The organism is Agromyces sp. NPDC052230, from assembly GCF_040679595.1.
Classification (GTDB): domain Bacteria; phylum Actinomycetota; class Actinomycetes; order Actinomycetales; family Microbacteriaceae; genus Agromyces.
Map to the genome: position 1 here is coordinate 63,305 of NZ_JBFAVC010000001.1, position 23,201 is coordinate 86,505.

At 69.3% G+C, this 23,201-nt stretch carries 24 protein-coding genes; 11 read left to right on the top strand and 13 right to left on the bottom strand.

The genetic code is table 11. The features are described from left to right. Position 1: 1 nt before the first annotated feature. From AB0K73_RS00285 to AB0K73_RS00305, 5 genes are all read right to left on the bottom strand, one after another. Positions 2-1,552, bottom strand: coding sequence for an aldehyde dehydrogenase family protein (locus AB0K73_RS00285; protein WP_360511190.1), 1,551 nt, complete (start codon positions 1,550-1,552; stop codon positions 2-4). 121 nt (positions 1,553-1,673) lie between these two features. Next, positions 1,674-2,627 (bottom strand): VOC family protein, encoded by a 954-nt coding sequence (locus tag AB0K73_RS00290; RefSeq protein WP_360511189.1) that lies wholly within the window; start codon positions 2,625-2,627, stop codon positions 1,674-1,676. A 56-nt stretch (positions 2,628-2,683) separates the two neighbouring features. After that, on the bottom strand, positions 2,684-3,763 hold the full coding sequence (locus AB0K73_RS00295; RefSeq protein ID WP_360511188.1) for a 4-oxalomesaconate tautomerase: 1,080 nt from the start codon (positions 3,761-3,763) through the stop codon (positions 2,684-2,686). Further along, positions 3,750-4,454, bottom strand: coding sequence for a 4-carboxy-4-hydroxy-2-oxoadipate aldolase/oxaloacetate decarboxylase (locus tag AB0K73_RS00300; protein ID WP_360511187.1), 705 nt, complete (start codon positions 4,452-4,454; stop codon positions 3,750-3,752). The genes AB0K73_RS00295 and AB0K73_RS00300 overlap by 14 nt, the downstream gene beginning before the upstream one ends. Beyond that, positions 4,451-5,200: a PIG-L deacetylase family protein gene (locus AB0K73_RS00305; RefSeq protein ID WP_360511186.1), complete on the bottom strand. Its 750-nt coding sequence runs from the start codon at positions 5,198-5,200 to the stop codon at positions 4,451-4,453. Before AB0K73_RS00305 ends, AB0K73_RS00300 begins: the two co-directional genes overlap by 4 nt. 159 nt (positions 5,201-5,359) lie before the next feature. Here AB0K73_RS00305 and AB0K73_RS00310 point away from each other — a divergent pair, with 159 nt between their 5' ends. Together AB0K73_RS00310 and folE are read left to right on the top strand one after the other, a co-directional pair. Next, complete coding sequence (locus tag AB0K73_RS00310) at positions 5,360-6,763, top strand: aminomethyl transferase family protein (RefSeq protein ID WP_360511185.1); 1,404 nt, start codon at positions 5,360-5,362, stop codon at positions 6,761-6,763. Between the two features lie 127 nt (positions 6,764-6,890). Next, a complete protein-coding gene (gene folE / locus AB0K73_RS00315) occupies positions 6,891-7,592 on the top strand; it encodes a GTP cyclohydrolase I (RefSeq protein WP_360511184.1) in 702 nt (233 codons plus the stop codon). On the opposite strand, the gene AB0K73_RS00320 is transcribed toward folE, so the two are convergent. Next, a complete protein-coding gene (locus AB0K73_RS00320; protein WP_360511183.1) occupies positions 7,561-8,238 on the bottom strand; it encodes a GntR family transcriptional regulator in 678 nt (225 codons plus the stop codon). The genes folE and AB0K73_RS00320 overlap by 32 nt on opposite strands. Before the next feature lie 104 nt (positions 8,239-8,342). Here AB0K73_RS00320 and AB0K73_RS00325 point away from each other — a divergent pair, with 104 nt between their 5' ends. Next, positions 8,343-9,149, top strand: coding sequence for a DUF1932 domain-containing protein (locus AB0K73_RS00325; RefSeq protein ID WP_360511182.1), 807 nt, complete (start codon positions 8,343-8,345; stop codon positions 9,147-9,149). A gap of 25 nt (positions 9,150-9,174) precedes the next feature. Here AB0K73_RS00325 and AB0K73_RS00330 read toward each other — a convergent pair whose 3' ends face one another. Next, positions 9,175-10,293, bottom strand: a complete 1,119-nt coding sequence (locus tag AB0K73_RS00330; RefSeq protein ID WP_360511181.1) for a 5-methyltetrahydropteroyltriglutamate--homocysteine S-methyltransferase — start codon at positions 10,291-10,293, stop codon at positions 9,175-9,177. A 50-nt stretch (positions 10,294-10,343) separates the two neighbouring features. Beyond that, a complete protein-coding gene (locus AB0K73_RS00335; RefSeq protein WP_360511180.1) occupies positions 10,344-11,219 on the bottom strand; it encodes an IclR family transcriptional regulator in 876 nt (291 codons plus the stop codon). Between the two features lie 320 nt (positions 11,220-11,539). On the opposite strand from AB0K73_RS00335, the gene AB0K73_RS00340 reads away from it, so the two are divergent. From AB0K73_RS00340 to AB0K73_RS00360, 5 genes are read left to right on the top strand one after another with little or no spacing between them, the layout of a single operon-like run. Beyond that, a complete protein-coding gene (locus AB0K73_RS00340; protein ID WP_360511179.1) occupies positions 11,540-12,322 on the top strand; it encodes an ABC transporter ATP-binding protein in 783 nt (260 codons plus the stop codon). Continuing rightward, positions 12,309-13,019 carry an ABC transporter ATP-binding protein gene (locus AB0K73_RS00345; protein WP_360511178.1) on the top strand — a complete coding sequence of 237 codons (711 nt, stop codon included), beginning with the start codon at positions 12,309-12,311 and terminating at the stop codon, positions 13,017-13,019. Before AB0K73_RS00340 ends, AB0K73_RS00345 begins: the two co-directional genes overlap by 14 nt. 4 nt (positions 13,020-13,023) lie before the next feature. Continuing rightward, on the top strand, positions 13,024-13,905 hold the full coding sequence (locus tag AB0K73_RS00350; RefSeq protein ID WP_360511177.1) for a branched-chain amino acid ABC transporter permease: 882 nt from the start codon (positions 13,024-13,026) through the stop codon (positions 13,903-13,905). A 20-nt stretch (positions 13,906-13,925) separates the two neighbouring features. Continuing rightward, positions 13,926-14,993, top strand: a complete 1,068-nt coding sequence (locus AB0K73_RS00355) for a branched-chain amino acid ABC transporter permease (RefSeq protein WP_360511176.1) — start codon at positions 13,926-13,928, stop codon at positions 14,991-14,993. Further along, the gene (locus tag AB0K73_RS00360; protein WP_360511175.1) at positions 14,990-16,258 is read left to right on the top strand and encodes an ABC transporter substrate-binding protein; all 1,269 of its coding nucleotides are present in this window, start codon (positions 14,990-14,992) and stop codon (positions 16,256-16,258) included. Before AB0K73_RS00355 ends, AB0K73_RS00360 begins: the two co-directional genes overlap by 4 nt. 39 nt (positions 16,259-16,297) lie before the next feature. Here AB0K73_RS00360 and AB0K73_RS00365 read toward each other — a convergent pair whose 3' ends face one another. Beyond that, positions 16,298-17,575 carry an alpha/beta fold hydrolase gene (locus AB0K73_RS00365; protein ID WP_360511174.1) on the bottom strand — a complete coding sequence of 426 codons (1,278 nt, stop codon included), beginning with the start codon at positions 17,573-17,575 and terminating at the stop codon, positions 16,298-16,300. An 85-nt stretch (positions 17,576-17,660) separates the two neighbouring features. Between AB0K73_RS00365 and AB0K73_RS00370 the strand changes: the two genes are divergently transcribed. After that, positions 17,661-18,749, top strand: a complete 1,089-nt coding sequence (locus AB0K73_RS00370; RefSeq protein WP_360511173.1) for a hypothetical protein — start codon at positions 17,661-17,663, stop codon at positions 18,747-18,749. Between the two features lie 16 nt (positions 18,750-18,765). Here AB0K73_RS00370 and AB0K73_RS00375 read toward each other — a convergent pair whose 3' ends face one another. Further along, a complete protein-coding gene (locus tag AB0K73_RS00375; protein ID WP_360511172.1) occupies positions 18,766-19,293 on the bottom strand; it encodes a methylated-DNA--[protein]-cysteine S-methyltransferase in 528 nt (175 codons plus the stop codon). A 169-nt stretch (positions 19,294-19,462) separates the two neighbouring features. Here AB0K73_RS00375 and AB0K73_RS00380 point away from each other — a divergent pair, with 169 nt between their 5' ends. Next, a complete protein-coding gene (locus AB0K73_RS00380) occupies positions 19,463-19,678 on the top strand; it encodes a hypothetical protein (RefSeq protein ID WP_360511171.1) in 216 nt (71 codons plus the stop codon). Positions 19,679-19,702: 24 nt separating this feature from the next. Here AB0K73_RS00380 and AB0K73_RS00385 read toward each other — a convergent pair whose 3' ends face one another. Both AB0K73_RS00385 and AB0K73_RS00390 read right to left on the bottom strand, forming a co-directional pair. Next, positions 19,703-20,254, bottom strand: coding sequence for a dihydrofolate reductase family protein (locus tag AB0K73_RS00385; RefSeq protein WP_360511170.1), 552 nt, complete (start codon positions 20,252-20,254; stop codon positions 19,703-19,705). 176 nt (positions 20,255-20,430) lie between these two features. Next, the gene (locus AB0K73_RS00390; RefSeq protein WP_360511169.1) at positions 20,431-21,561 is read right to left on the bottom strand and encodes a class II histone deacetylase; all 1,131 of its coding nucleotides are present in this window, start codon (positions 21,559-21,561) and stop codon (positions 20,431-20,433) included. Between the two features lie 88 nt (positions 21,562-21,649). Here AB0K73_RS00390 and AB0K73_RS00395 point away from each other — a divergent pair, with 88 nt between their 5' ends. After that, the gene (locus tag AB0K73_RS00395) at positions 21,650-22,258 is read left to right on the top strand and encodes a TetR/AcrR family transcriptional regulator (RefSeq protein ID WP_360511168.1); all 609 of its coding nucleotides are present in this window, start codon (positions 21,650-21,652) and stop codon (positions 22,256-22,258) included. Here the strand turns inward: AB0K73_RS00395 and AB0K73_RS00400 are convergent. Then, a complete protein-coding gene (locus tag AB0K73_RS00400; RefSeq protein WP_360511167.1) occupies positions 22,255-23,166 on the bottom strand; it encodes an EamA family transporter in 912 nt (303 codons plus the stop codon). The genes AB0K73_RS00395 and AB0K73_RS00400 overlap by 4 nt on opposite strands. Positions 23,167-23,201: the final 35 nt, after the last annotated feature.

Below are 23,201 nucleotides of genomic sequence, written 5' to 3' on the forward strand. Positions count from 1 at the left end.
CTCAGTGGGCCATCGCGGCGAGCGCCTCGGGGTCGATCGTCGCGATCGAACGGGTGTCCTGGAACGCCCGGATACCCTCGATGCCCTGCTCGCGACCGAACCCGGACTGCCGCATGCCGCCGAAGGGGGCACGCAGGTCGAGTCGGGTGGCACCGTGGTCGTTGACCCAGACGTAGCCGCAGACGAGCCGCGACCCGACCCGCTGGGCGGCTTCGGGGCTCGCGGTCCAGACGCTGCCGCAGAGTCCGCTCCACGTGTCGTTCGCGGCCGCGACGGCTTCCTCCTCGGTGTCGAAGGGGATGATCGGGATGACCGGACCGAACTGCTCCTGGGTCACGACGCGCAGCGACGGGTCGGGATCGACCACGATGGCCGGCCGCAGGAAGTTGCCGCCCGCGAGCTCGGGGTCGCTCGGCAGCTCGCCGAACTCCCGCACGTCGGCGCCGGCATCCTTCGCCTCCTGGATGATCTCCTCGACGAATGCCTTCTGCGCCCCTTGGTGCAGCGGCCCCATCGTGGTGCCCTCATCCAGCCCGTAGCCGAGCCTGGCCTGCTCGAGCCGGACGGAGAGCCCGTCGACGAGCTCGTCCATGCGCGAACGGTGCACGTAGACGCGCTTGGCGTTCATGCAGATCTGGCCGGTCGTGTCGAAGATCGCGGCGTACAGGCGGTCGAGGTGGGTGTCGTCGAGGATCGCGTCATCGAGGAACACCGCTGCGTCGTTGCCGCCCAGCTCGAGCGTCACCCGGGTGAGCGACTTCGAGGCCATCTCCATGATCCGCTTGCCGCCGTTCACGCTGCCGGTGAAGCAGACCTTCGCGATGTCCTGGCTCGAGATCAGCGCCGACATGTTCGCGTCCTTGCCGGTCACGACGTTGAGCACACCGGGTGGCAGCTTCTCGGCGACGCGCTGCACCACGCGGGTGGTCGCGAGCGGCGTCGAGGGCGGTGGCTTGACGATCGCGGTGTTCCCGGCCAGCAGGGCATGCGGCAGGGAAGCGCCGAGGATCGCGATCGGCCAGTTGAACGGCACGATGACGGTCACCGGACCGATCGACTGGTATGCCACCTCGGTCGTCACCGGAATGTTCCCGGGAACGACCGGCAGCGTCTTGCCCGTGTCGACCTCGTCGGCCAGCATCAGCGCGAGATTCCACCGGATCTCGAAGACCAACGCGTCGATCCAGGACTCCATCCGGATCTTGCCGTTCTCCTGCGAGAGGATCGCGGCATCCGTGTCGCGGTCGTCGGCGATGCCGGCGATCGCCTCGGCCATCTTCGCCGCCCGCTCCTGCGCGGTCAACGCGGACCACGCCGGGTAGGCGGCCTTGGCCGCGGCGATGGCATCGGCGACATCCGCTTCGGACGCCGACGCGGCTTCACCGACGATCACACCGGGCTTGCCGGGGTCCGCGACCGTCAACACCTCGTCGGTGAACCGCTCCTCGCCGCCGATGTACAGCCCCGTCCTGACGCCCGTGGACGTCTGCACGCCGCCGGCGGCCCGCGTGTCCGTATCGGCTGCGGCGCCGGATGCGGCATTCGTACTCACTACAGCGTTCTCCATGTCGCTCATGCGACTCCCCACCTCTCTGTGTTCGGGATCATGCTCGTCTCCAGTCCATCACGGTTCCAGGTCACCGGAACCGGTTCGCGCAGATCGTCCGGGAGGGTCACTCCTTGACGATCGGCGTGCCGTGCGTGTGGAACGTCTCGATGGTCTTCATGCCCCACGCCTGGCCCTTCTTGCGCTCCTCGGCCGTCCACTCCACGACGGGCGAGTCGGGGTCGAGCAGCAGTCGCGCGCCGGCGTTCGCGAACTCGATGCGGTTGCCGCCCGGCTCCCACACGTAGAGGAAGAAGGTCTGGTTGATGGCGTGCTTGTGCGGGCCCGACTCGATGTGGATGCCGTTCTCGAGGAAGATGTCGGCCGCCTTGAGGATGTCCTCCCGCGTGTCGGGCGCGAAGGCGATGTGGTGCAGGCGGTTGCCGTGCTTCAGCCAGTCGTCGGAGTAGACGATGTCGTACGACTTGTTGTTGAAGTGGAACCACCACGCCGCGAACCCGCCCTGGTCGAGCGCGATGCGCTCGCTCTCGCGCCCGCGCAGCGCCCGCTCGACGAACTCGCCGTTGGCGACGACATCCTTCGCGAGGTAGTTGATGTGATCGAGCCGGCGGGCGTTCACGCCACGGCCAGGGAACGCCGAGGCCTGGTTCTTCAGCGCCGGCTTGTCGTCGGTGGCGACGTACCGCTCGGTCTCGTAGTAGATGCCCATCGTGTGGCCATCGGGATCGCGGAACATGAAGGTCGGGCCGACCCCGACCTCGCCGTCGACCCATCCCTCGCCGAGTCCCATCTCCTCGATGGCGGCGACCCGACGATCGAGCGCCTCCTGGCTCGTCGTGCGGAACGTGGTGCGGCCCACGCCGGCGTCGTCGGATGCCGTGAGCTTGATCGTGTAGAGCTGGTACTCGTCCCACGTGCGGAGGAAGACCGAGTCGCCCTCCTCGGCGACCACCCGCATGGCGAGCAGGTCGCGGAAGAACCAGAGGCTCTTGTCGAACGTGGGGGTCAGCAACTCGACGTTGCCGAGGTGGGCGACGTCGAACGAGGTGTACTCGGTCATTTCAGGTGTCCTCTCTGAGAGACGGGGTCGGGTTCGGCGTCACAGCCGGGATGGCGTCACAGCCGGGGTCGGGGGAACACGGTGCCGTCGAAGATCTTGCGGGCGGTGCGCAGCGAGGTCGAGGTGCCGCGCCACACGCCGTCGTCGCCGCGCTCGACGCGGACCCGTGCGGGGAAGGAACCGGTCGGGTGCTCGATGTCGAAGGGACGCCCGTCGTCGGGAAGGTCGGCGAACTCGGAGCCGACGGCGCCGGGCATGCCGACACCCGCAGCGACGGATGCCGCCATCAGCACCCCGATCGACGAATGCACCCGCGCCGGGATGAAGCCACGAGTGCCGACGACGCCACCGTGCCGGGGCGGCGAGAGCAGGAACATCTTCGGCACGGTCTGCTCGGCGACGTCGCCCAGCCCCATCAGCCGGCCGGCCTCGAGCCGGATCTCCTCGACCTCCCGGCGGAGGTCGGGGCGCGACTCGAGGTCTTCGGGAGACTCGTCGCCGTCGACGCCGAACTCGTCGGCTCGCAGCAGCACGACCGGCATCCCGTTGTCCACGAGGGTCACCCGGTGCCCGGCGATCTCGTCGACGACGTTGCCCGTCGGGAGCAGCGGCTTGTCGCCCGCCGCCATCTCGAGGTCGATGTTGCACGCGGTGCCGGGCACGCCGTCGATCGCAGCGTCGCCGTCGTAGTCGGGGCGGCCGCCCGGCGTCGCGAAGACGGCAGTCGCGACATCCCCGGTGTTCACGAGCCGGATGCGCACCGTCGTCGTCGTGTCGCCCGCCGGCACGAGGCCGCGCTCGACCGCGAACGGCCCGACGCCCGCGAGCAGGTTGCCGCAGGTCTGCGTGGTGCTCACCGTCGGCTGGTCGACGCCTACCTGCAGGAACAGGTAGTCGATGTCGAGGTCGGGATCCTCCGAGCGCGAGATGACCGCGACCTTGCTGGTGAGCGGATGCGCCCCGCCGAGGCCGTCGATCTGCTTCGGGTCGGGGCTGCCCATGATGCGCAGCAGCAGGTCTTCGCGCTCGAGCGGGTCGGACGGGACATCCGCCGCCAGGAAGTACGCGCCCTTGGAGGTGCCCCCGCGCATGAGCATGCACGGGATGCCGTCGCGTACCGGGTCAGCGCCGACCATCGTCGTATTCCGCCTGCGTCAGGTAGCGCACGCCGAGGGAGTCGAGCACGGGGCGCAGCGCGTTCACGTCCATCGAGATCTCGCCCGACTCGTACTTCGCGCGGTTCGCGGCCTCCTTCGCGGTGCGGGCGCGCGACGCCTCGAGGGCCTCGCCGGCACGCTCGCGCGGCACGATGGTCACGCCGTCGTCGTCGGCGACGACCACGTCGCCCGGGTTCACGACGACCCCGCCGAGGATCACGGGCACGTTGACCGAGCCGGCGGTGTCCTTCACCGTGCCCTCGGAGCTGACATGGGCGGTCCACACCGGGAAGCCCATCTCGCGGAGTTCCGCGGTGTCGCGCACGCCGCCCGACGTCACGTAGGCGCGAACGCCGCGCACCTGCATCTGCGTCGCCATCAGCTCGCCGATGAAGCCGTACGCCGAATCGGTCGTCGGCACGACGACGATGACGTCGCCGGAGGTGGACTGCTCGATGGCCACGTGCACCATGAGGTTGTCGCCCGGCGCGGTCTGCACGGTCACGGCGGAGCCGGCGATCGTGGCGCCCTGCTGGATCGGGCGGATTCGCGGGCCCGCGTAGCCGATGCGTCCGAGCGCCTCGTGCACCGTGGCCGAGCCGAACTCGGCGAGCGCGTCGACCACGTCGCGGTCGGCCCGCGCGATGTCGGTGACGACGATACCGGTCATTCGAGCACGCTCGTCACCTGCGGGAAGAACCGCACGTAGGCCTCGCCCATCGTCTCGTGCGGGAGGCCCAGGTTGGGGCCGGCGTTGCGCTTGACCTGCACGCCGCGGCGCACCGCGAGGTCGGTGTAGTACGACCACATGTGCTTCTGCGCCGGGAGGCACTCCATCGCCTGGCGCTTGAGCGGGAACGCGTCGGTGATGTCGAGGAGCACGTCGGGCCTGAAGTCGCACTGCTCGGGCTGGTGCGGTTCGAAGAAGAAGACGGGGGGCGCCCCGATGATGTCGTCCTTGGAGGGGAAGGAGCCGTCGGCGTTGGCCACGCCGATCGCCTGCGCGAGCACGCGCGCCTCGAGCGCCATGCGAGCGGCAGCGGGGTGGTCGCCGTTGTACGGGTCGGTGAGCGTGTGCGTGAGCACGACGGTCGGCTGCACGCGCCGGTACACGTCGACGAGCTTGGCCACCGCTTCGGGGCTCTCGCGGAGCGGGTAGTCGCCCAGGTCGAGGAACTCGATCTCGGCGCCGAGGGCGGATGCCGCGGCCTCGGCCTCGTCGCGTCGGATCTGCTTGATCTCGTCGAGGCTCTTGCCCTGCAGCCACTGGCTCGCGGACTCGCCCCGTTCTCCGTAGGAGAGGCACGCGACGACGGCGCGCTCGCCACGTTGCGTCGCCGAGGCGATGGCGCCGCCGGCCCTCCACACGAAGTCTCCCGCATGGGCACTGATGACCAGAAGGGTGTTCGCTGCCATAGGGACTCCAACCTGTCGATGCGCCATCAGTGAATCACAGCTCTGGCGGAATGGTCAACATTATGTCTACAATCTTGGCGACCGGATAACTCTGGACATAGGGAAACTCCCCCCGTACCATCGCGGACAACGCAGGACAAGGAAGTCGAGGACCACGAAATGGCCAGCAATCTTCAAGAGCTGCTCGACGAGAAGGGCAACGTCGTCGAGATGCTGCGCAACTCCCAGCTCGGCACGTACATCTACCCCGTCGTGCCCTCGGAGTTCACGAACTGGCGCCGTGAGCAGAAGGCGTGGCGTGAGACGGCGGTGCTCTACGACCAGTCGCACCACATGGTCAACTTCTTCGTGAAGGGCCCCGACGCGCTCAAGCTGCTCGCCGAGACCGGCATCAACGGCTTCAAGAACTTCCCGGTGAACACCGCGAAGCAGTTCGTGCCCACCGCCTCGAACGGCGGCGTGATCGGCGACGGCATCCTGTTCCACGAGGCCGAGAGCGAGTACGTCTACGTCGGACGAGCGCCCGGCGCCAACTGGCTCCAGTTCCACGCCGAGACGGGCGGCTACAACGTCGAGTTCACCTACGACGACCGCTCGCCGTCGCGCCCCTACGGCCAGGCCGTGAGCCGCAAGTACTACCGGTTCCAGATCCAGGGCCCGAACGCCTGGCAGATCATCGAGAAGCTCAACGGCGGACCGCTCGAGCAGGTGAAGTTCTTCCACATGGGCGAGCTCACCATCGCCGGTGAGCAGGTGCGCACGCTCCGCCACGGCATGGCCGGCGCCCCCGGCCTCGAGATCTGGGGCCCCTACGAGCAGCACGGCAAGATCCGCGACGCCGTGCTCGAGGCGGGTGCCGAGTTCGGCATCGAGCCCTGCGGCTCCCGCGCCTACTCCTCGAACACCCTCGAGTCGGGCTGGATCCCGTCGCCGCTGCCGGCCATCTACTCGAGCGAGGCCGAGCGCGCCTACCGCGAGTGGCTGCCCGCCAACAGCTACGAGGCGATCAACGCGCTCGCGGGCTCGTTCGTGTCGGAGAACATCGAGGACTACTACCTCAACCCGTGGGAGCTCGGGTACGGCTCGTTCGTGAAGTTCGACCACGACTTCATCGGACGTGACGCGCTCGAGAAGATCGACGCCTCGCAGCAGCGCAAGAAGGTCACCCTCGCCTGGAACGACGAGGACCTCGCCGCGATCTGGACCTCGTTCCTCGACCGCGACCGCCCCGGAGCGCAGTTCTTCGACCTGCCGAACGCCAACTACGGCTCGTCGAACTACGACGCCGTCGTCGATGCCGATGGCACCACGGTCGGCCTGTCGCTCTTCACGGGCGTCACGGCGAACGAGCGACGGGGCCTGTCGCTCGCCACGGTCGACGCGAACGTGGAGATCGGCACCGAGCTGCAGGTCATCTGGGGCGAGCCCGACGGCGGGAGCAGGAAGACCACCGTGGAGCCGCACGAGCAGTTCACCGTGCGTGCGGTCGTGAGCCCGGTGCCCTACGCGGTCACCGCGCGCACCGAGTACCACGGCGGCTGGCGCACGGCCGGCGTCGCCTGAGCGCCGAGGTCGCCTGACCATCCTGCGGCCCCTGCCGATCCGTCGGCAGGGGCCGCAGGGCATCCGAGACCCCGCTGCGGAGGGACGATCCGCCGGTACATCCGATCCCCACCCGTGGAGGCAGACCGTGAACCCAGACGCCGTACGCCAGGCCGTGCGTGATCTCCTGCTCGCGGTCGGCGAGGACCCCGACCGACCCGAACTCGCCGAGACGCCCCGACGCGTGACCGAGAGCTTCGCCGAGCTGCTCTCAGGATCGGAGGTCGACGCATCGGGTCTCCTGCAGGCGCTCCCGGGCGAGGGCATCGCCGACGGTGAGGCGGTCGTCGTCTCGCGCCTGTCGTTCCGCTCGATGTGCGAGCACCACCTGCTGCCGTTCCGCGGCATGGTGCACCTCGTCTACGCGCCCTCCGAGCAGGTGGCCGGCTTCGGATCGTTCGCCCGCGTGCTCGACGTGCTCGCCGCGCGCCTGCAGGTGCAGGAACGCCTGACCGGCCAGTTCGCCGATGCGGTGGAGTCGGGCCTCGACGCACGCGGCGTCGTCGTGGTGATCGAGGCGTCGCACGGATGCCTCAGCGACCGCGGTGCCCTGCAGGCCGACGCCCGGGCGATCACGATGGCGAGCCGCGGCATCTACCGCGACGCGGCCCTCCGCAGCGAGGCGCTCCGCCTCATCCCCATGCACGACGGCGACCAGCCCGCCCACCGGTGGATCACGGATGCCGCCGGCCCCGCGAACCTGGGCGGTGTGCTCGCCGGCGGCGGCCGGCGTTCGTCGGAGCCGCGCCCGCGCAGTCCTAGGATTCGAGTTCGCGCAGAGCGTCGATGACGCTGCGCAGGTGACTGCGGACGGCCTGTTCGGCCGCGTCGGCATCGCCGGCGACCACGGCGTCGATGATCGCGGCGTGCTGGAGCACCGAGACCTTGGCTCGCTGCGGGCGCGACGACAGCTTGAACTGGTGGCGCACGCTCTGGGCGTGCAGTCGTGCGAGCACGTCGGACGCGGTGGCATGCCGGCTGAGCTCGCGGATGCGCATGTCGAGGTACTGGTTCAGGCGCGAGTACTCGAGCAGGTCGCCGTCGGCGACGGCCTGGATCATCTCATCGCGCAGTTGCTCGAGGGCCGCGGCGTCGCCGGCGGTGAGGTTCTGCGACGACTTGGCGGCGCACAGTCCCTCGACCCCCATGCGCACCTCGATGATCTCGATGGCCTCGTCGAGCGAGATGGCGCGCACTCGGGAACCGCGGTTCGGCAGTCGCTCCACGAGGCCTTCGCTCGCGAGCTCCAGCAGTGCGGTGCGCACGGTGGCGCGGCTGGCCGAGAAGGTCGAGCTGAGGTCGGCCTCGATCAGGCGCTGGTTGGGTGCGTACTCGCCGCGGATGATCGCATCGCGGATGAGGTCGGTCACGCGTGGGTCGAGGGTCGCGGCGTCGGCGGCACCGGCAGCGGGTGAGTCCTGAACCGTCATCGTCATGCGCACACACTCTCTCCCGAATCGCCGGACCTGATATCGGGCCTGGGCGCGAACCACTATTGTCTACAATATTACGTGCAGTCGCCGGTCAAGGGAGTTTCCACGTGCGCGTCGCGGTGCTGGGTCTCGGGGAAGCGGGCGGCATCTATGCCGCAGAACTCGCCGAGCTGGGCTCCGAGGTCACGGCAACCGATCCCGTGGTCGCGTCCGCCCCACCCGGCGTGACGTTGGCCTCCGACATCCCCGAGGCCGTACGCGATGCCGAGATCGTGTTGAGTCTGGTCGGCGGGGGCGCCGCGGCATCCGCTCTCGACGTCGCGCTGCCGGCGATGAGGCCGGGGAGCGTCTACGCCGACCTCAACACCCTCGGCCCCGACGAGAAGCGACGCCTCGGCGCGCTCGCCGCCGAGCGAGGCATCCCATTCGTCGACGTCGCCGTGCTCGCGCCCGTGCCCCGCGCCCGGCTCCGCACCCCGCTCGCGCTGAGCGGGTCGGGGGCCGACCGGCTGCAGACGTTCCTCGAGCAACTGCAGGTGCCGACGACCGCCGCCGGCGCGGAACCCGGTGCCGCCGCCGGATTGAAGCTGCTCCGCAGCGTGTTCATGAAGGGGCTCGCCGCCCTCATCTTCGAGGCCGTCACCGCGGCTCGCGAGGTGGGGGCCGAAGACTGGGTGACCGAGCAGATCGCGTCGGAGCTCGGCCCCGGCGGCCGCGCGCTCGTGCAGCGCCTGCTCGACGGCACGCCGGTGCACGCCGTGCGCCGTGAGGCGGAGATGCGCGACGCGCTCGCCTTCCTCGAATCACTCGGCGCGGCGCATCCGATGACCGATGGCACCATCGCATGGCTGCACGCGCTCGCGGGCGGCGCCAACGCCGACGACCCGCGCTCCGCGGCATCCGACCCCTCGTAGCGGGCGGAACGCCGCCGATGCGTCCCTACGCGTCCGCCCAGACCTCGTTCGCCAGCGCGACGACGGCGTCGATCTTCGCCCACTGCTCGTCTTCGGAGAGCACGTTGCCCTCCTCGGTGGAGGCGAAGCCGCACTGCGGGCTGAGCGCGAGCTGGCTGATCGGCACGATCGTGGCCGCCTCGTCGATACGGCGGCGGATCTCGTCGTGGTCCTCGAGCGTGCCCGTCTTGGTCGTGATGAGTCCGAGTTCGACGACCTTGTCGCCCTCGGGCAGGAAGCGAAGGGGCTCGAAGCCGCCCGCGCGCTCGCTGTCGTACTCGAGGAAGTAGCCGTCGAAGTCGCACTCGCCGAGCAGCTGCTCGGCGACCGGCTCGTATCCGCCCGACGAGATCCACGTCGAGCGGAAGTTGCCACGGCAGACGTGCGTGGTGATCACGAGGTCGTCGGGCTTGTCGCGCAGCGACGCGTTGATGAGCGACGCGTACCGCTCGGCGAGATGATCGGTGCGGATGCCGCGGTCGGCGGCCTTGGCGAGCTCCTCCTCCGAACAGAGATACGCCCACGCGGTGTCGTCGAACTGGAGGTACCGGCATCCGGCGTCGTAGAACGCCTGCACCGCGTCGCGGTACGCCTGCGCGAGGTCTTCGAAGATGTCCTCGTGGCCGGAGTACTGCGAGCCCTCGAGGGCGTCGCGTTCGAGGCGGAAGTCGAGCACGGTCGGCGCGGGGATGCTGAACTTCGGCACCACGCCGGCCCGCTCGGCCACGGGCTTCAGGAAGCGGAAGTGCTCGAGCATGGGGTGGTCGGCCGGGAATCCGACCGGTCCGTCGATGTGCAGCCCGCGCGGGCGGGTCTGCACGCCCTGGAACTGGATGCCGTGGTCGAGCTCGACCACGTTCACGCCGTCGAGCATGCCGAAGAAGTCGAAGTGCCACCACGAGCGTCGGAACTCGCCGTCGGTGGCGAGCTTCAGCCCGGCGGCCGCCTCGCGTTCGACGAGGCGCTCGATCGCGGTGTCCTCGACGGCACGGAGGCCCGCGTCGTCGAGCTCACCGGCGGCGTGACGCGCTCTGGCGTCCTTGACCTCCTCGGGCCGGAGGAAGCTGCCGACGATGTCGGCACGGAACGGCGGGTTCACAGACATGACAACACCCTAATCCGCACTCCCCCGATGTCCACGGGGGTTTCGCCGGATTACGGCTCGGATGCCGGCGTCCCGGCCGGCAGCGATTCGAGGTATTCCATCGACCGCACCGACGACGCGACGAGCGGCCGGAACCGACCGCCGGGCGTCGCTGCGGGATGTCCCGTGGGCAGGTAGGCCGCACGCATGGCGACCGAGATCTCCCGCGCGGCGTGGGCGAGCAGCTCCACGTAGCCGAGCGCCGACGTGCCGTCGTTCGGCACGACGACGGAGAGCGCCGCGATGACATCGTGGTGCGCGCCCAGCACCGGCACGGCGATGCCCCGCGATTCGGCGTGGATGTGCCCCTCGGTGACGGCCCAGCCGTCGGCGCGCACGCGGCGCAGCGCCTCGCGCAGCTGCTCGGGCGTCTGGATCGTGCGCTCGTTGTAACGCACGAGCGGGGCGCTGAGCACCTGCTCGAGCAGTTCGGGGCCGGCGTACGCGAGCAGCACGAGTCCGCTCGACGAGACGGTCAGCGGCAGTCGCCCGCCGATGAGGGTCGCGTTGATGACGGCGTCGCGCGCCGAGAGCCGATCGAGGAAGACCACCTCGGTGCCGCTCAGCACCGAGAGCTGCACGTGCTGGCGCACCCGCGCGTGCACCTGCTGCAGCCATGGGCGGGCGATCTCGCGCAGACCCAGCGCCCCGGGGGTTCGGCAGGCCAGCTCCCAGAGGCGCACGCCGAGCCGGTAGGTCAGGTCGGGCATCCGCTCGAGCAGGCCCTCGCGTTCGAGTTCCGAGACGAGGCGGTGGGTGGTCGAGAGCGCGAGGCCGGCGCGCTGCGCGAGCTCGGAGAGCGTCAGGAACGGCTCGGATGCCTCGAACGCCCCGAGCACGCGGAGGTGCTTGCTGAGCACCGACTCACCGTTCGACGAACGTGCCATCGCATGTCTCCTCAGGAGGGCCATCGGCGGCCCGGTCCCGACCATCGTACCTTCCTTTCCATTGAACGGAATGGAACGAGCGGATGCCGCCGCCGCAACTTACCGTATGAATCTCCCGCGTGAACAGGGCGTTGATTCACGGGCACGAACGGGCGATCCTGTCAATAGGGGTTTCCGCGACGTGATGATCTCGATTCGATATCGACGCTCCGGGTCGTTTCCAAAATCGTTGACAATCTCGTTTTCGATCCGTAGCGTCGATTTCGTGCGGTCGTGAGATCGCGTCAGACCCGAGCAATGATGCGACAGGAAGGTGCACGATGGCCGCACGCCTGAGTCTGCACGACGTGAGCCTGCACTTCGGTGGTGTCAACGTGCTCCAAGAGGTGAGCTTCGACGTCGAGCCCGGAGTGATCTTCGGCCTCGTCGGCCCGAACGGCGCCGGCAAGACCTCCCTGTTCAACTGCATCAGCGGGCACTACAAGCCGAGTTCGGGGTCGATCACGATCGACGAGACCGAAGTCGTCGGGCTGGCTCCCTCCCGGCTCGCCCGACTCGGCCTGGCCCGCACCTTTCAGCATCCGGCGCTCCAGCTCGATGCGACCGTGCTGCAGAACGTGCTGCTCGGCGGCCACACCCGACTGCCCGGAGATCCTGCCTCGTGGTCGCTGCGTCTGCCGTTCACCGCTCGCTCCGAACGCGACATCCGCGCGGAGGCCCTCGAACTCCTCGAACGCGCCGGGCTCGGCTGGGCCGCGCACCTGCCCGCCGATGAGTTGTCGCACGGCCTGCACAAGGGCGTCGAGCTGTGCCGCGCGCTGCTCATGAAGCCCGCGCTCCTGCTGCTCGACGAGCCCGCGGCGGGTCTGTCGCACGGCGAGGTCGAGCAGCTCATCGGCACCGTGCGGCGCGTCCGCACCGAGGAGGACATCACGGTCGTGATCGTGGAACACCACATGGGACTCATCTCCGCCCTCACCGAGCGGGTCGTCGTGCTCGACCACGGCGCGAAGCTCATGGAGGGCACCGCGGCCGAGGCGCAGTCCGACCGGCGCGTCATCGAGGCCTACATCGGAAAGGACGCCGTCGATGACGTTGCTTGAGCTCACCGACGTCACCGCCTCGTACGGCCCCGTCCAGGTGCTGGAGGGCGTCTCGCTCAGCGTCCCCGAGGGCGGCGCCGTCGGCATCCTCGGCGCGAACGGCGCGGGCAAGACCACCACGCTGCGCGCGATCAGCGGCACGGTGCGCACGGGCGGGCGCATCACGTTCGACGGCCGCGACATCCGCGGCTCGCGTCCTGACAAGGTCGCCTCGCTCGGCATCGCGCACGTGCCCGAGGGTCGCGGCACGCTCGCCCAGCTCAGCGTGCGCGAGAACCTCCGGGTCGGGGCGTACCTCCGCAAGGACCGCAAGGCGATCTCCACCGACCTCGACTACTGCCTCGACCTCTTCCCGCAGCTGAAGGATCGCATCAACTCCCGGGGGGCGGCCCTCTCGGGCGGCGAGCAGCAGATGCTCGCCGTGGCCCGGGCGTTCATGGCCAAGCCCCGGCTCCTGCTGCTCGACGAGGCCTCGCTCGGCCTGGCGCCGAGCACCGCGAAGGCGGTGTACGCGGCCATCCGAAGGCTCCGGGTCGAATCGGGCATCGCCATGGTCGTCGTGGAGCAGAACGCCAACCTCGCCTTCACCCTCGTCGACACGGCGACCGTCCTCGAGACCGGGCGCAACGTGCTCACCGGCTCGTCCGACGAGCTCAAGGGCATGGACGAGATCCGACGCGCCTACCTGGGGGGCTGAGACCATGGATACCTTCATCCAGCTCGTCATCGACGGCCTCTCGACCGGTTCGATCTACGCCGCCCTCGCCCTCGCGATCGTGCTCGTGAACCAGGCGACCGGGCTCATCAACTTCGCCCAGGGCGCCATGGCCGTGCTCTCCGCCTACATCGCGTACGCGTTCACACAGGCCGGCCTGCCCATCCTGCTCGCGATCCTCCTGGCCGTGGTGATCTCGTTCGCCATGGGCGCAGTGGTCGAGCGCTTCCTGATGCGCCGCTTCGAAGGGGGCGATCCCGACACCGCCGTCGTCGTGACGATCGGCCTGCTGACGCTCATCACCGGTATCGCTGCATGGCTCTGGGGGTACAACAACCGCCAGTTCGAGTCGCTGTTCCCCCTGTCGAGCGTCAACATCCTCGGCGCGGTGGTGAGCGTCCGCTCGATCGCCACGACGCTGACGATCATCGCGATCATGGTCGTGCTGCAACTCCTGTTCCTCCGCACCAAGCTCGGCCTCGCCCTCCGCGCGGTGGCCGACAACCCCTCGTCGGCGGCCTTCTCCGGACTGCCGGTCGGGCGGCTGCTGATGATCGGCTGGGGTCTCGCCGCAAGCCTCGGCGCGGTCGCCGGCTCGCTCGTCGCGCCGCAGCTCACCCTCACGCCCGGCATGATGGACACCGCGCTCGTCTACGCACTGGCCGCCGTGATCCTCGGCGGACTCTCGAGCCCGCTCGGCACGGTGGTCGCGGCGTGGATGATCGGCATCCTCGAGAACCTCGCGGCCGTCTACGTGCCCTTCATCGGACACGACCTGAAGATCGCGGTGCCGTTCATCCTCATCTTCGTGATCCTCGTCCTCCGTCCTCAAGGCCTCTTCGGGCGAAAGGTCGTGGTGCGCGTCTGATGAACAGGTTCTCGACTCTCATGCGCAACAAGTGGGTGCAGCTCGCGCTCGTCGTCGTGGTCGCGGCGATCCTCCTCTATGCACCGCTGGTGCTCCCCGTCTTCGCCAACCAGACCCTGATCCGCATCGGCGTCTACGCGGTCGCGGTGCTCGGGCTGAACATCGTCATGGGCTACGCCGGCCAGATCAACCTCGGCCAGATCTTCTTCCTCGGCCTCGGCGCCTACGTCGCCGCCTACGGCGTCAACCAGGAGTGGAACATCCTCGTGGTGTTCATCGCGTCCCTGGTGGTCCCCGGCGTGGTGGGCCTGCTCATCGCGCTCGCGGCGGCGCGGCTCGGTGGCCTCGCGATCGCCATGGTGACCATCGCGCTCCCGATCGTCGGCGTTCCGCTGGCCAAGCGTCTGTCCGACTTCACGGGCGGCTCGCAGGGGACATCCGCCCGGTTCTCCAGTGCCCCCGACTGGACCGGCCTCTTCAACGACCAGTGGCAGTACTACATCGTGCTCGTCGTGACCGCCGTGGCCTTCATCCTCGCCCGCAACCTGGTGCGCGGGAAGTTCGGACGCGCGTTCACCGTCGTGCGCGAGAACGAGGCCGTGGCGTCGTCGATGGGCATCTCGCCCTACCGCTACAAGGTGCTCGCCTTCACCATCGCCTCGATCTTCGGCGGGGCGAGCGGCTTCCTGTACCTCGCCGCCGTGCAGTACACGTCGCCCGAGACGCTGAGCTTCGGGCACTCCATCGGGCTCGTCATCGCCATGGTCATCGGCGGCGCCGGCAGCATCGCCGGTTCACTCATCGGCGGCGCCTACTACGTGCTCGTGCCGCAGCTGACGAACGCGATCGACCCGAGCTTCACGGCGATCAGCCAGGGCGTGATCCTCCTCGCGGTGCTGTTCCTGCTCCCCGGTGGGCTCGTCAGCCTTCCGCGAGTCATCCGTCGCCTCACCCGTCGACGGACCCCTCGCTCATCGCAGGGGGATTCTCCCCAGGGAGACTCCCCGCAGACCACTCCTGCGCAGCCGCCGTCCGCGGATGCCGCGCAGGAGGGACCAGAAAACACAGAGAGGCAGATTCGACCATGAACATTCGAAAGAAGGCAGGTGGGGTCGTCGGCGTCGTCGCGATGGCGTCGATCGTCGCACTCGCCGTCTCGGGCTGCAGCACTCGCGGCGGCGGCGGCGGCGAAGACGGCGGCGATGGTGCCGCGGCGAGCCCCGGCATCACCGACGAATCCATCACGCTCGGCGTCACGACGCCGCTCAGCGGCCCGACGGCCGGCCCCGGCACCTGCACCGTCGCCGGCCTCGAGGCCTACATGGGCGCGGCGAACGCCGACGGCGGCATCGAGTTCGGCGACGGCCAGACCCGCGAGGTCGAGATCAAGACCTACGACGACACGTACGACCCGCAGAAGGCGCTCGCCAACTTCCAGCAGATGGTCTCCGACGAGGTCTTCGCGGCGACGTCTGGCCTCGGCACGCCCACGAACCGCGCTTGGCGCGAGGCGGCGATCGACGAGGAGTTCCCGCAGGTGCTCATCATGACGGGCGACCCGCTGTTCAGCAACCAGGAGGAGAGCCCCTGGTCGCTCGGCTTCGTGCCGGTCTACCAGAACGAGGGTGCCGCCTTCGGTGAACTGCTCGCCGCGTCGGGCGCCGACCACAAGGTCGCGATCCTGTCGCAGAACGACGACTACGGCGACGGCTACGTCGAGGGCTTCAAGGAGGCCATCGAGGGCGCCGACAACATCGAGGTCGTCGGAGAGCTCACCTACGAGGCCACCGACACGTCGGTCGACGCGCAGCTCACCGAGCTCGCGGCCACTGGCGCCGACGTCTTCTTCAACGCGATGTCGATCACCCCGCTCGTGATCTCGTCGCTGCAGAAGGCGCAGCAGATCGGATGGCTCCCCAGCTGGTTCCTCCCGTCGAACACCTCGAGCCCGACCGCGATCCTCGAGCCCGGTGGCGGTGCGGCCTTCCCCGGCATCTACTCGGTGTCGTTCTCGAAGGCCCCGCAGAGCCCGGCGTTCGCCGAGGACGAGGATGTCGTGAAGTTCCTCTCCGACCTCAAGGAGTACGGCAACTACCCCGACATGCCCGCGTTCCCGCACTGCATGTGGAGCTACATGATCGGGGCCACGCTGCAGGAGGCGTTCGAGAACATGGAGGAGCCGACGCGTGAGAGCTTCATGGAGTCGCTGCGCAACATCTCCGACCTCCAGGCGCCGCTCATGCTCGAGGGCACCGCGGTGAACACCACGGAGGACGGCCAGCCGGCGGTCTCCACGGTCATCGTGCAGAAGTACAACGGAAGGGGCTACGACACGGCCGAGAACTTCGGCTGATCGCAGGACGATCCCACCACGCAGTGCCGTCGCCCCGGGTCATCGACCCGGGGCGACGTGCGTGCCCGGCGCCGGCTCGTCGAGGAACGCGCGGATGGCGGCGATCACCTCGTCGGGCTGCTCCTCGAGCAGGGCATGACCCGAGTCCGCGACATCCGTCACGCGGGCCAGCGGAAGCTCGCGCGCATACGCGTCGGCGATGCCCGCATCGAGATAGTCGCACTCGGGCCTCACGATGAGCGCCGGATGCCCCCGCAGCCGGTCGATGCTCGTCGCCGTGACGCCCGTGCGGGGCGCGCGCTCCACCCCGGGCCCGTGGTTCGCGAAGTGACCGAGCCGCTCCGGGGCATCCGGAACCGCGTGCCCGTCGCAGACGAGACCGCCCGCCGCGGCGAGGTAGAGCTCGCGGTACCGGGCGTCGGCTTCGGCATCGGGCATGAAGCGGTGCGCGAGCTCCGTGTCGATGAGCGTCATCGAATAGGCGAAGAGGTTGCGCGGCTCGAGCGCCCGGGCGTACAGCCCCGCCAGGTCACGCGGCGACAGGCGGCTCTGCGGGGAACCGGGCGGCTGGCTCACGCCCTGCCAGGGAACCGCGCCGGGCGACAGGAACACCAAGCGATCGACGCGGTCGGGATGCGCCACGGCGAACGCCAACGCGACCGGGGCACCCCACGAGAAGCCGAGCAGCGTCACTCGGTCGGCGCCCGTCGACTCCACCACCGCCTCGAGGTCGCGCACGGCGCGTTCGAAGGTGTAGCCCGAGGGATCGTCGAGCCGGGCCGAGCCGCCCGTGCCGACCTGGTCGTAGACGACGAGGTCGCGGTCGGTCGCGAGCCGTTCGAGCACGCGCTCCTCGTGGGCGGTCCACGGCACGCCGGGGCCACCGTGGACGGCGATCAGTGGAACCTGGGCCCGCGCATCGTCGTCGGCGTGGGCGTCGACGGCGGGCATCGTCCGCACCGCGAGGAAGGTGCCGTCGGCCAACTGCAGCGCCCCCGGCGGCGGGTCGAACGGAACCGGCGTCGTCGGCAGGACCACGAGGAGTGACAGGGCGGTGGCGACGCCGAGCGCCAGGCCGGCCCGTGCGTAGCGGCGTCCGGCATCGTGGCGTCTGCGGGTGCGCAGCCATGTCCATGCGAGCACGACGACGACCGAGACGGTCAGCGCGATCGTGATCGCCTGGGCCGGGGTGGAGGCGAACGTGCCCGACGCCAGCACGAGGGTCACCTGCGTCGTGGCGACGAGCAGGACGACGAGCACGCGCCGGATCCACCGCCAGATCGACCTCAGCGGGCGATCGTCGGTTCGGTCGGACATTCCCTCAATCCTGCCCTGCGCCTCCGACGCGCACCTCACCCGATCGGGTGATGTCACGGCGGCGGCGGTGGCCGAGGGTGGACGCATGGGTCAGCTGCTGGAACGGGAAGTGGTGCGCATGCGCACGACCTGGCCCGTGTGGACGACGTGGGGCGCCCTCGTTTGGGCCTTGGGCTACGGCGCGATGGGGGTGGCCTGGTGGGCCGGGGCCGACTGGTACCCGTTCGCGCCGGTCCCGCCTGATCGGCGGAGCCTGTCGATCCTCGAAGGCCTGCCGGTCGAGGTCTTCGGCCCGGTGATGACGTTGGTCTCCCTCCTCGGCGCGGCCTGCGCGGTGGTGATGCTCCGGGGCATCGGATCTCCGGGCACGCGGCGGCTGATCACCGGGTTCGGCGTGGCCCTGGCCATCACGGCCACGACGGTCGTGCCCGACTACACACTCCTCGCCGTCGCCGCCCTCTGGCCGCTGTTCATCGCGTTCGCAGTGTTCGGGGTTCCCGGCCCGCAAGGCGGCATCGGCGACATCCTCTACTGGCATCGGATGAACCTCATCATCGTGTTCGCCGGCGGATTGCTCTGGGCGGCCGCGACCCTGGCCTACCGCCGGCGCAGCCGCGGCGCGTGCCCGAACTGCGGTCGCCGGCACGGCGTGGCCGGGCATCGGACGGCCACGATGGCGAGCCGCTCGTGGGGTCGAGCGTGGGTGGTGGTGGCCATCGCGGCCACGCTTCCCTACGAGGTGACGCGCATCGCCTGGTTCGCCGGCTGGCCGATCGGACTCACCGACGAGCTGTACGTGAGCCTGCAGGACCCGCCAGAACTGCTCAGCGTCGGCCTGCTGCTCGCCATGCTCTCCATCGGGGGCGCCGTCCTCACGCACGGGCTCGTGGCCGCCTGGGGCGAGCGGTTTCCGCGCTGGCTCGGCCCACTCGCCGGTCGCGCCGTACCGGCACCCCTCGCGGTCATCCCGGCAACGGCCGTCACGGTGACCCTTCCGCCGACGGCGCTCATGTCGCTCGGGCCGGCCGCGAGCGGCGGCTACGACTGGGCGAACTGGGGCACGTGGCTGCCCGGCGTGCTGTTGGTCGTGTGGGCCCTCGGGCTCGGGATGGCGACGTGGTCGTACCACCTGCGGCGACGCGGCCCCTGTCGTGTGTGCGGGGCATCCGGCTGAGCACTGGCGGTGCGGCTCAGCCGACGGGGTCGGCGAACAGCCGCGGCTGTGCCACGACCGGCGCGCCCTCGAGTTCGAGGAGGAACCGCTTGCGTTCGAGACCCCCGGCGTAGCCCGTGAGCGACCCGCTCGCGCCCACCACGCGGTGGCACGGCACGAGGATGCTCAACGGGTTGCGACCCACCGCCTGGCCGACGCGTCGAGCCAGATTGCGGTCGCCGAGACGTGCCGCCAGCTCGCCATACGTCGTGGTGTCGCCATATGGGATCTCCCGGAGCATCCGCCAGACGGCCTCGTGGAACGCGCCGCCCGACGTTGCCATCGGCACGTCGAACTGGGTTCGCACCCCGGCGAGGTACTCGTCGAGTTCTTCGCCCAGCCGCGCGATGAGCGTGTCGCGGCCCGGGTCGACCTCGATGCCGATGGCGTCGTCAGGCGGCGGGTACCAGTGGCCCGGGAAGTAGATGCCGCGGAGCGCGGCTTCGTCGGCCACCACGAGGAGTGGGCCGAGCGAGGTCGGGAGCGTGGCGTGCCGGCGGGTCATGATTCCATCCTCGCGCCGCGACGCGGTGCGGCCGCCGCAATCGGCAGCGGGAATCGGACCTCGACGCCTCGGCCGGGAGTCCGTCGCGCGAAGCATCCGTCGCCGGTGTCAACCCCGCGCGAGGCATGCGCTGGTCGGCGAGGGTGGAATGACCACGGAAGGAGCGACCATGGGCAAGGCGAATGACGACGAGGCCGTCCGGGCCGGCGATGCCGGCGGAATTCCCACCGACACGAGGGGTGACGGCGGCATCGGCACGGCCGACGGCGTCTCGGGGGTGGGCCTCGTCGGAACCGGGTTCGGCGTCGCGGGCAACGTGCCGGAGCCGCCCGGCGTCGACGAGGAGCCCGTCACCATCGAGGACGAGGACGACCCCGACGCGTGACGGAACCGCCCCGGACCGAGCCGTCTAGTGCTCGACGTCGAACACGGCCTTGACGACGCCGTTCGAGTACGCCTCGTGCTCGACGAGCTGCAGCTTGCCGGATTCGCGGCCGTTGAAGAGCCGCTTGCCCTCGCCGAGGGCGACGGGGAACACGAGCAGGTGGTAGCGGTCGACGAGGCCGGCCTCGGCCAGGCCCTGCGCCAGGGTCGCGCTGGCGTGCACGAGGATGGAGCCGCCGTCACCCTGCTTGAGCTCGGCCACCTCGTCGAGTGATCGCAGCACCGAGGTGTTGTTCCACTCGGGGTCGGTGAGCGTGCTCGAGACCACGTACTTCGGCATCGCGTTGTACTCGGCGAACTCCTCCATCTGCGGCCAGACCGGTGCGAACTCGTCGTAGCTGACCCGGCCGAGGAGCATCGCACCGGCCTCTTCCTGCTCGCGGCCCTTGATCTCGTAGGCCTCCTCCACGAAGGGAACCTCCTTGAACGACCATCCGGCGCGGGGGTGGTCTCCGCCGCCGGGCGAGTCGATGACTCCATCGATGGTGATGAACTCGGTGACGATGAGCGTGCGCATGGCAATACCTTCTTCGATCCGTGCGAGGCGGGCGTTCCGTCTCTCATTCTGGACGTCGAACGGCGGCGTCGCGAGATCGACAACGGGCTCGAAGGATTCTTGCCGGAGTTCTCGTCGCGGCCGGTCCCGGGCTGCGCGGCCGCTCGTTCCGGCTTGGGCGCAGTCGCCGAGGTTCCTCAGGCGAATGCGGGAGCGGGCTGATTCGTCAGCGTCTTGACGACGGCGTCGACGAGCGCCTTCTGCTGGTTCGTCAGTTCCTGTCCGGCCATCGCTTCGAGGAATGGTGCGAACGGGTCCATGACGTCGGTGCTCCGGCCTGCCAACTCCTCCAGCACTGCCAGCCCGCAGAATGGGACATAGGCCGGTGAGTAGCCGCCTTCATGAACGACGACGACCCGGCCCCCTGCGTGTGCTTCTGCGAGCTCGAGGATGCGGGCGGTCATGGTTCGGTAGGTCGCGCTGGTCAGCATCTGCCGACCGAGCGGGTCGAGAATGCTCGCGTCGTACCCGCTGGCCACGATGATCAACTCGGGCTGGAACGCGGATACCGCCGGGATGACCCCACGTTCGAATGCGTCCAGGTACGCCGCTCGTCCGGAACCGGGCGGGAGCGGGATGTTGAGCGCGGCGCCCGCGCCGTCGGCTCTGCCGCGTTCGGTGAGGAAGCCGGAGTCGGGCGGGTAGCAGCGGTCCTGATGCAGGGAGACCGTGAGGGTGAGCGGGTCCTCGTAGAAGATGTCCTGAGTGCCGTTCCCGTGGTGCACGTCCCAGTCCACGATTGCGATGCGTTCGATCCCCCGCACCCGACGGGCATGAGCGACCGCGATCGCGATGTTGTTGATCATGCAGAACCCCATGCCGGCGTCGGCGGTGGCGTGATGTCCTGGAGGCCGCACGAGCGCATACGCGTTCTCGACACGTCCCTCGATGACGGCGTCGACCGCCTCCATCACGCCGCCGGCCGCGAGTCGGGCGATTTCCATGCTGCCGTGACCGATCGGCGAGATTCCGTCCTCGCACACTCCGCCGCGAAGCGCGTCGCTCTGCGATTGAAGGTAGGCGAGATGCTCCTCGGTGTGGACGCGCAGGATCTCGTCGTCCGTCGCGAAGCGAGCATCGATGGCCGCAAGCTCGCGCTCCAGGCCGCTGGCCGCGACGAGCTGAGCGAGGCGCTGCTTGCTCTCGGGGCTTTCGAAGTGATGGTACGGCTGCACCCATCCACCGGCTGGGATCGCACCCGCGTAGGTGCCGGTGTCGTGCCACCCGTACCGCTCATCCCAGACGTAGCCGGTTCGACGTTCGGACATGATGAACCTCCTTGTTCGCGCGTCAGCATATTATGGACGTACGTCTGAGTCAATGATCAACTAGTAGGATCTACCGAGGAGGTTCGGGATGGTCGACAGCAGATCGAAGCGTGTTCCGATGGCCGAGCGTCGTGAGCAGCTCCTCGACGCTGCCGAACGTGTCCTCGTCAAGGACGGCGTGCGGGGCCTCACCACCCGTTCCGTCGCGGCGGAGGCGAAGTGCGCCCTGGCGACGGTTCACTACGTCTTCGACGACGTCGATGACCTGTTGGCTGGAGTACTGCAGCGAAGCGTGGCCGACGTCACGCAGCATCTCAGCGAGAAGGAGTTCCAGGCGGTTCACACCGTGGAAGAGGCGGTCGCCGAATGCCTGCTCGCGCTCTGGGAGCTCGTGGAAGCGGATCCGCAGCGACAGATCGTCCAGTACGAACTCACCCTTCACTTCTTGCGACGTGACCCGTCGAGCGGCCGGCAGCAGTACCGTGACTACGCCTCCATCGTCGAGGGAATGCTCGCTCGACTGATCGCCCCCGAACTCCTCGAGCCGGGCAGCATCGATTCGCTCGCGCGCCGGATCACCGCCTATGTGGACGGCCTGATCCTGCAGTACCTCTTGGATCGAGATTCCGGGCGGGCTCGGCAGGATCTCATCGATCCACCAGTGATGACGGTGCGCAGCGAGCGAGACACGCGCTAGAGGCGCAGCTCCGCCGTCGCCTCTTCGGGCCCCTCCGCCGCGATCGGCTCCCGCCGGCGGCGGGTGACGAGGTAGGAGCCCAGGAGCACGAGGACGAATCCGACGAGCGTCCATATGCTGATCCGCTCCCCGAGGATCAGCACACCGGCCGCCACTGCGACCGCGGGGTTCACGTAGGTGATGGTCGTCATCTTCACCGGTCCGATCTCGGCGACCAGGGCGATCATGATCAGGAACGCGAGGGCGCTGCAGATCACGGCGAGCACGATGATCGACCAGACGGCCGCCGCTGACGGCCACGCCGTCGGCCACGCGCCCGTCATCAGCACGAACGGCACGTACACCACGGCCGTCGCGCCCAGGGACACCGCGACGACGCCGACGCCCGGCAGGTCGGACATCCAGCGGGAGAGGATCGCCGGGCCCAGCGCGTAGCCGACGACCACAATGGCGATCTCGCCGACGGCGATGAGATCGGACCCGGCGATGTCGAGGCCGACCAGCGCCGCGACACCCAGCATGCCGGACAGGATGCCGAGCCAGTTCACGCGCGACAGTCGCTCGGGCCTGCCCATCAGGAACGCGACGCCGACGCCGACCAGCGGCACGGTGGCGAGCAGCAGCCCCGCGGTCGAGCTCGGCAGGCGCTGCTCAGCAGAGCTGAGGAAGTACCACGGGATGATGATCTCGACCACGGTGTAGGCGAGCATCGGCTTCCACCGGCGCACGACCTGGACGACCTCGCGCCGGAAGAATGCGAGCGGCAGCAGCAGGATCGCCGCCAGCGCCGAGCGCCCCAGGACGACCATGGCGGGGTCGAGCTCGGTGACCGCGACCTTGATGAAGAGGTACGGGATGCCCCAGGCGATGCCGAGTGCGGCGAAGAGGATCAGGCCACGTCGTGTCACCCGCCCATTCTGAACCCCGGCACCGACATCGGCAC

Bases quoted from the DNA above. Each gene is read 5' to 3' on its own strand.
- AB0K73_RS00350 (WP_360511177.1), top strand. From the start codon at position 13,024: ATGGATACCTTCATCCAGCTCGTCATCGACGGCCTCTCGACCGGTTCG.
- AB0K73_RS00380 (WP_360511171.1), top strand. From the start codon at position 19,463: ATGGGCAAGGCGAATGACGACGAGGCCGTCCGGGCCGGCGATGCCGGC.
- AB0K73_RS00335 (WP_360511180.1), bottom strand. From the start codon at position 11,219: ATGGCACGTTCGTCGAACGGTGAGTCGGTGCTCAGCAAGCACCTCCGC.
- AB0K73_RS00360 (WP_360511175.1), top strand. From the start codon at position 14,990: ATGAACATTCGAAAGAAGGCAGGTGGGGTCGTCGGCGTCGTCGCGATG.
- AB0K73_RS00295 (WP_360511188.1), bottom strand. From the start codon at position 3,763: ATGGTCGGCGCTGACCCGGTACGCGACGGCATCCCGTGCATGCTCATG.
- AB0K73_RS00320 (WP_360511183.1), bottom strand. From the start codon at position 8,238: ATGACGATGACGGTTCAGGACTCACCCGCTGCCGGTGCCGCCGACGCC.
- AB0K73_RS00330 (WP_360511181.1), bottom strand. From the start codon at position 10,293: ATGTCTGTGAACCCGCCGTTCCGTGCCGACATCGTCGGCAGCTTCCTC.
- AB0K73_RS00375 (WP_360511172.1), bottom strand. From the start codon at position 19,293: ATGACCCGCCGGCACGCCACGCTCCCGACCTCGCTCGGCCCACTCCTC.
- AB0K73_RS00300 (WP_360511187.1), bottom strand. From the start codon at position 4,454: ATGACCGGTATCGTCGTCACCGACATCGCGCGGGCCGACCGCGACGTG.
- AB0K73_RS00395 (WP_360511168.1), top strand. From the start codon at position 21,650: ATGGTCGACAGCAGATCGAAGCGTGTTCCGATGGCCGAGCGTCGTGAG.
- AB0K73_RS00365 (WP_360511174.1), bottom strand. From the start codon at position 17,575: ATGTCCGACCGAACCGACGATCGCCCGCTGAGGTCGATCTGGCGGTGG.
- AB0K73_RS00370 (WP_360511173.1), top strand. From the start codon at position 17,661: ATGGGTCAGCTGCTGGAACGGGAAGTGGTGCGCATGCGCACGACCTGG.
- AB0K73_RS00390 (WP_360511169.1), bottom strand. From the start codon at position 21,561: ATGTCCGAACGTCGAACCGGCTACGTCTGGGATGAGCGGTACGGGTGG.
- AB0K73_RS00355 (WP_360511176.1), top strand. From the start codon at position 13,926: ATGCGCAACAAGTGGGTGCAGCTCGCGCTCGTCGTCGTGGTCGCGGCG.
- AB0K73_RS00310 (WP_360511185.1), top strand. From the start codon at position 5,360: ATGGCCAGCAATCTTCAAGAGCTGCTCGACGAGAAGGGCAACGTCGTC.
- AB0K73_RS00290 (WP_360511189.1), bottom strand. From the start codon at position 2,627: ATGACCGAGTACACCTCGTTCGACGTCGCCCACCTCGGCAACGTCGAG.
- AB0K73_RS00340 (WP_360511179.1), top strand. From the start codon at position 11,540: ATGGCCGCACGCCTGAGTCTGCACGACGTGAGCCTGCACTTCGGTGGT.
- AB0K73_RS00345 (WP_360511178.1), top strand. From the start codon at position 12,309: ATGACGTTGCTTGAGCTCACCGACGTCACCGCCTCGTACGGCCCCGTC.
- AB0K73_RS00305 (WP_360511186.1), bottom strand. From the start codon at position 5,200: ATGGCAGCGAACACCCTTCTGGTCATCAGTGCCCATGCGGGAGACTTC.
- AB0K73_RS00385 (WP_360511170.1), bottom strand. From the start codon at position 20,254: ATGCGCACGCTCATCGTCACCGAGTTCATCACCATCGATGGAGTCATC.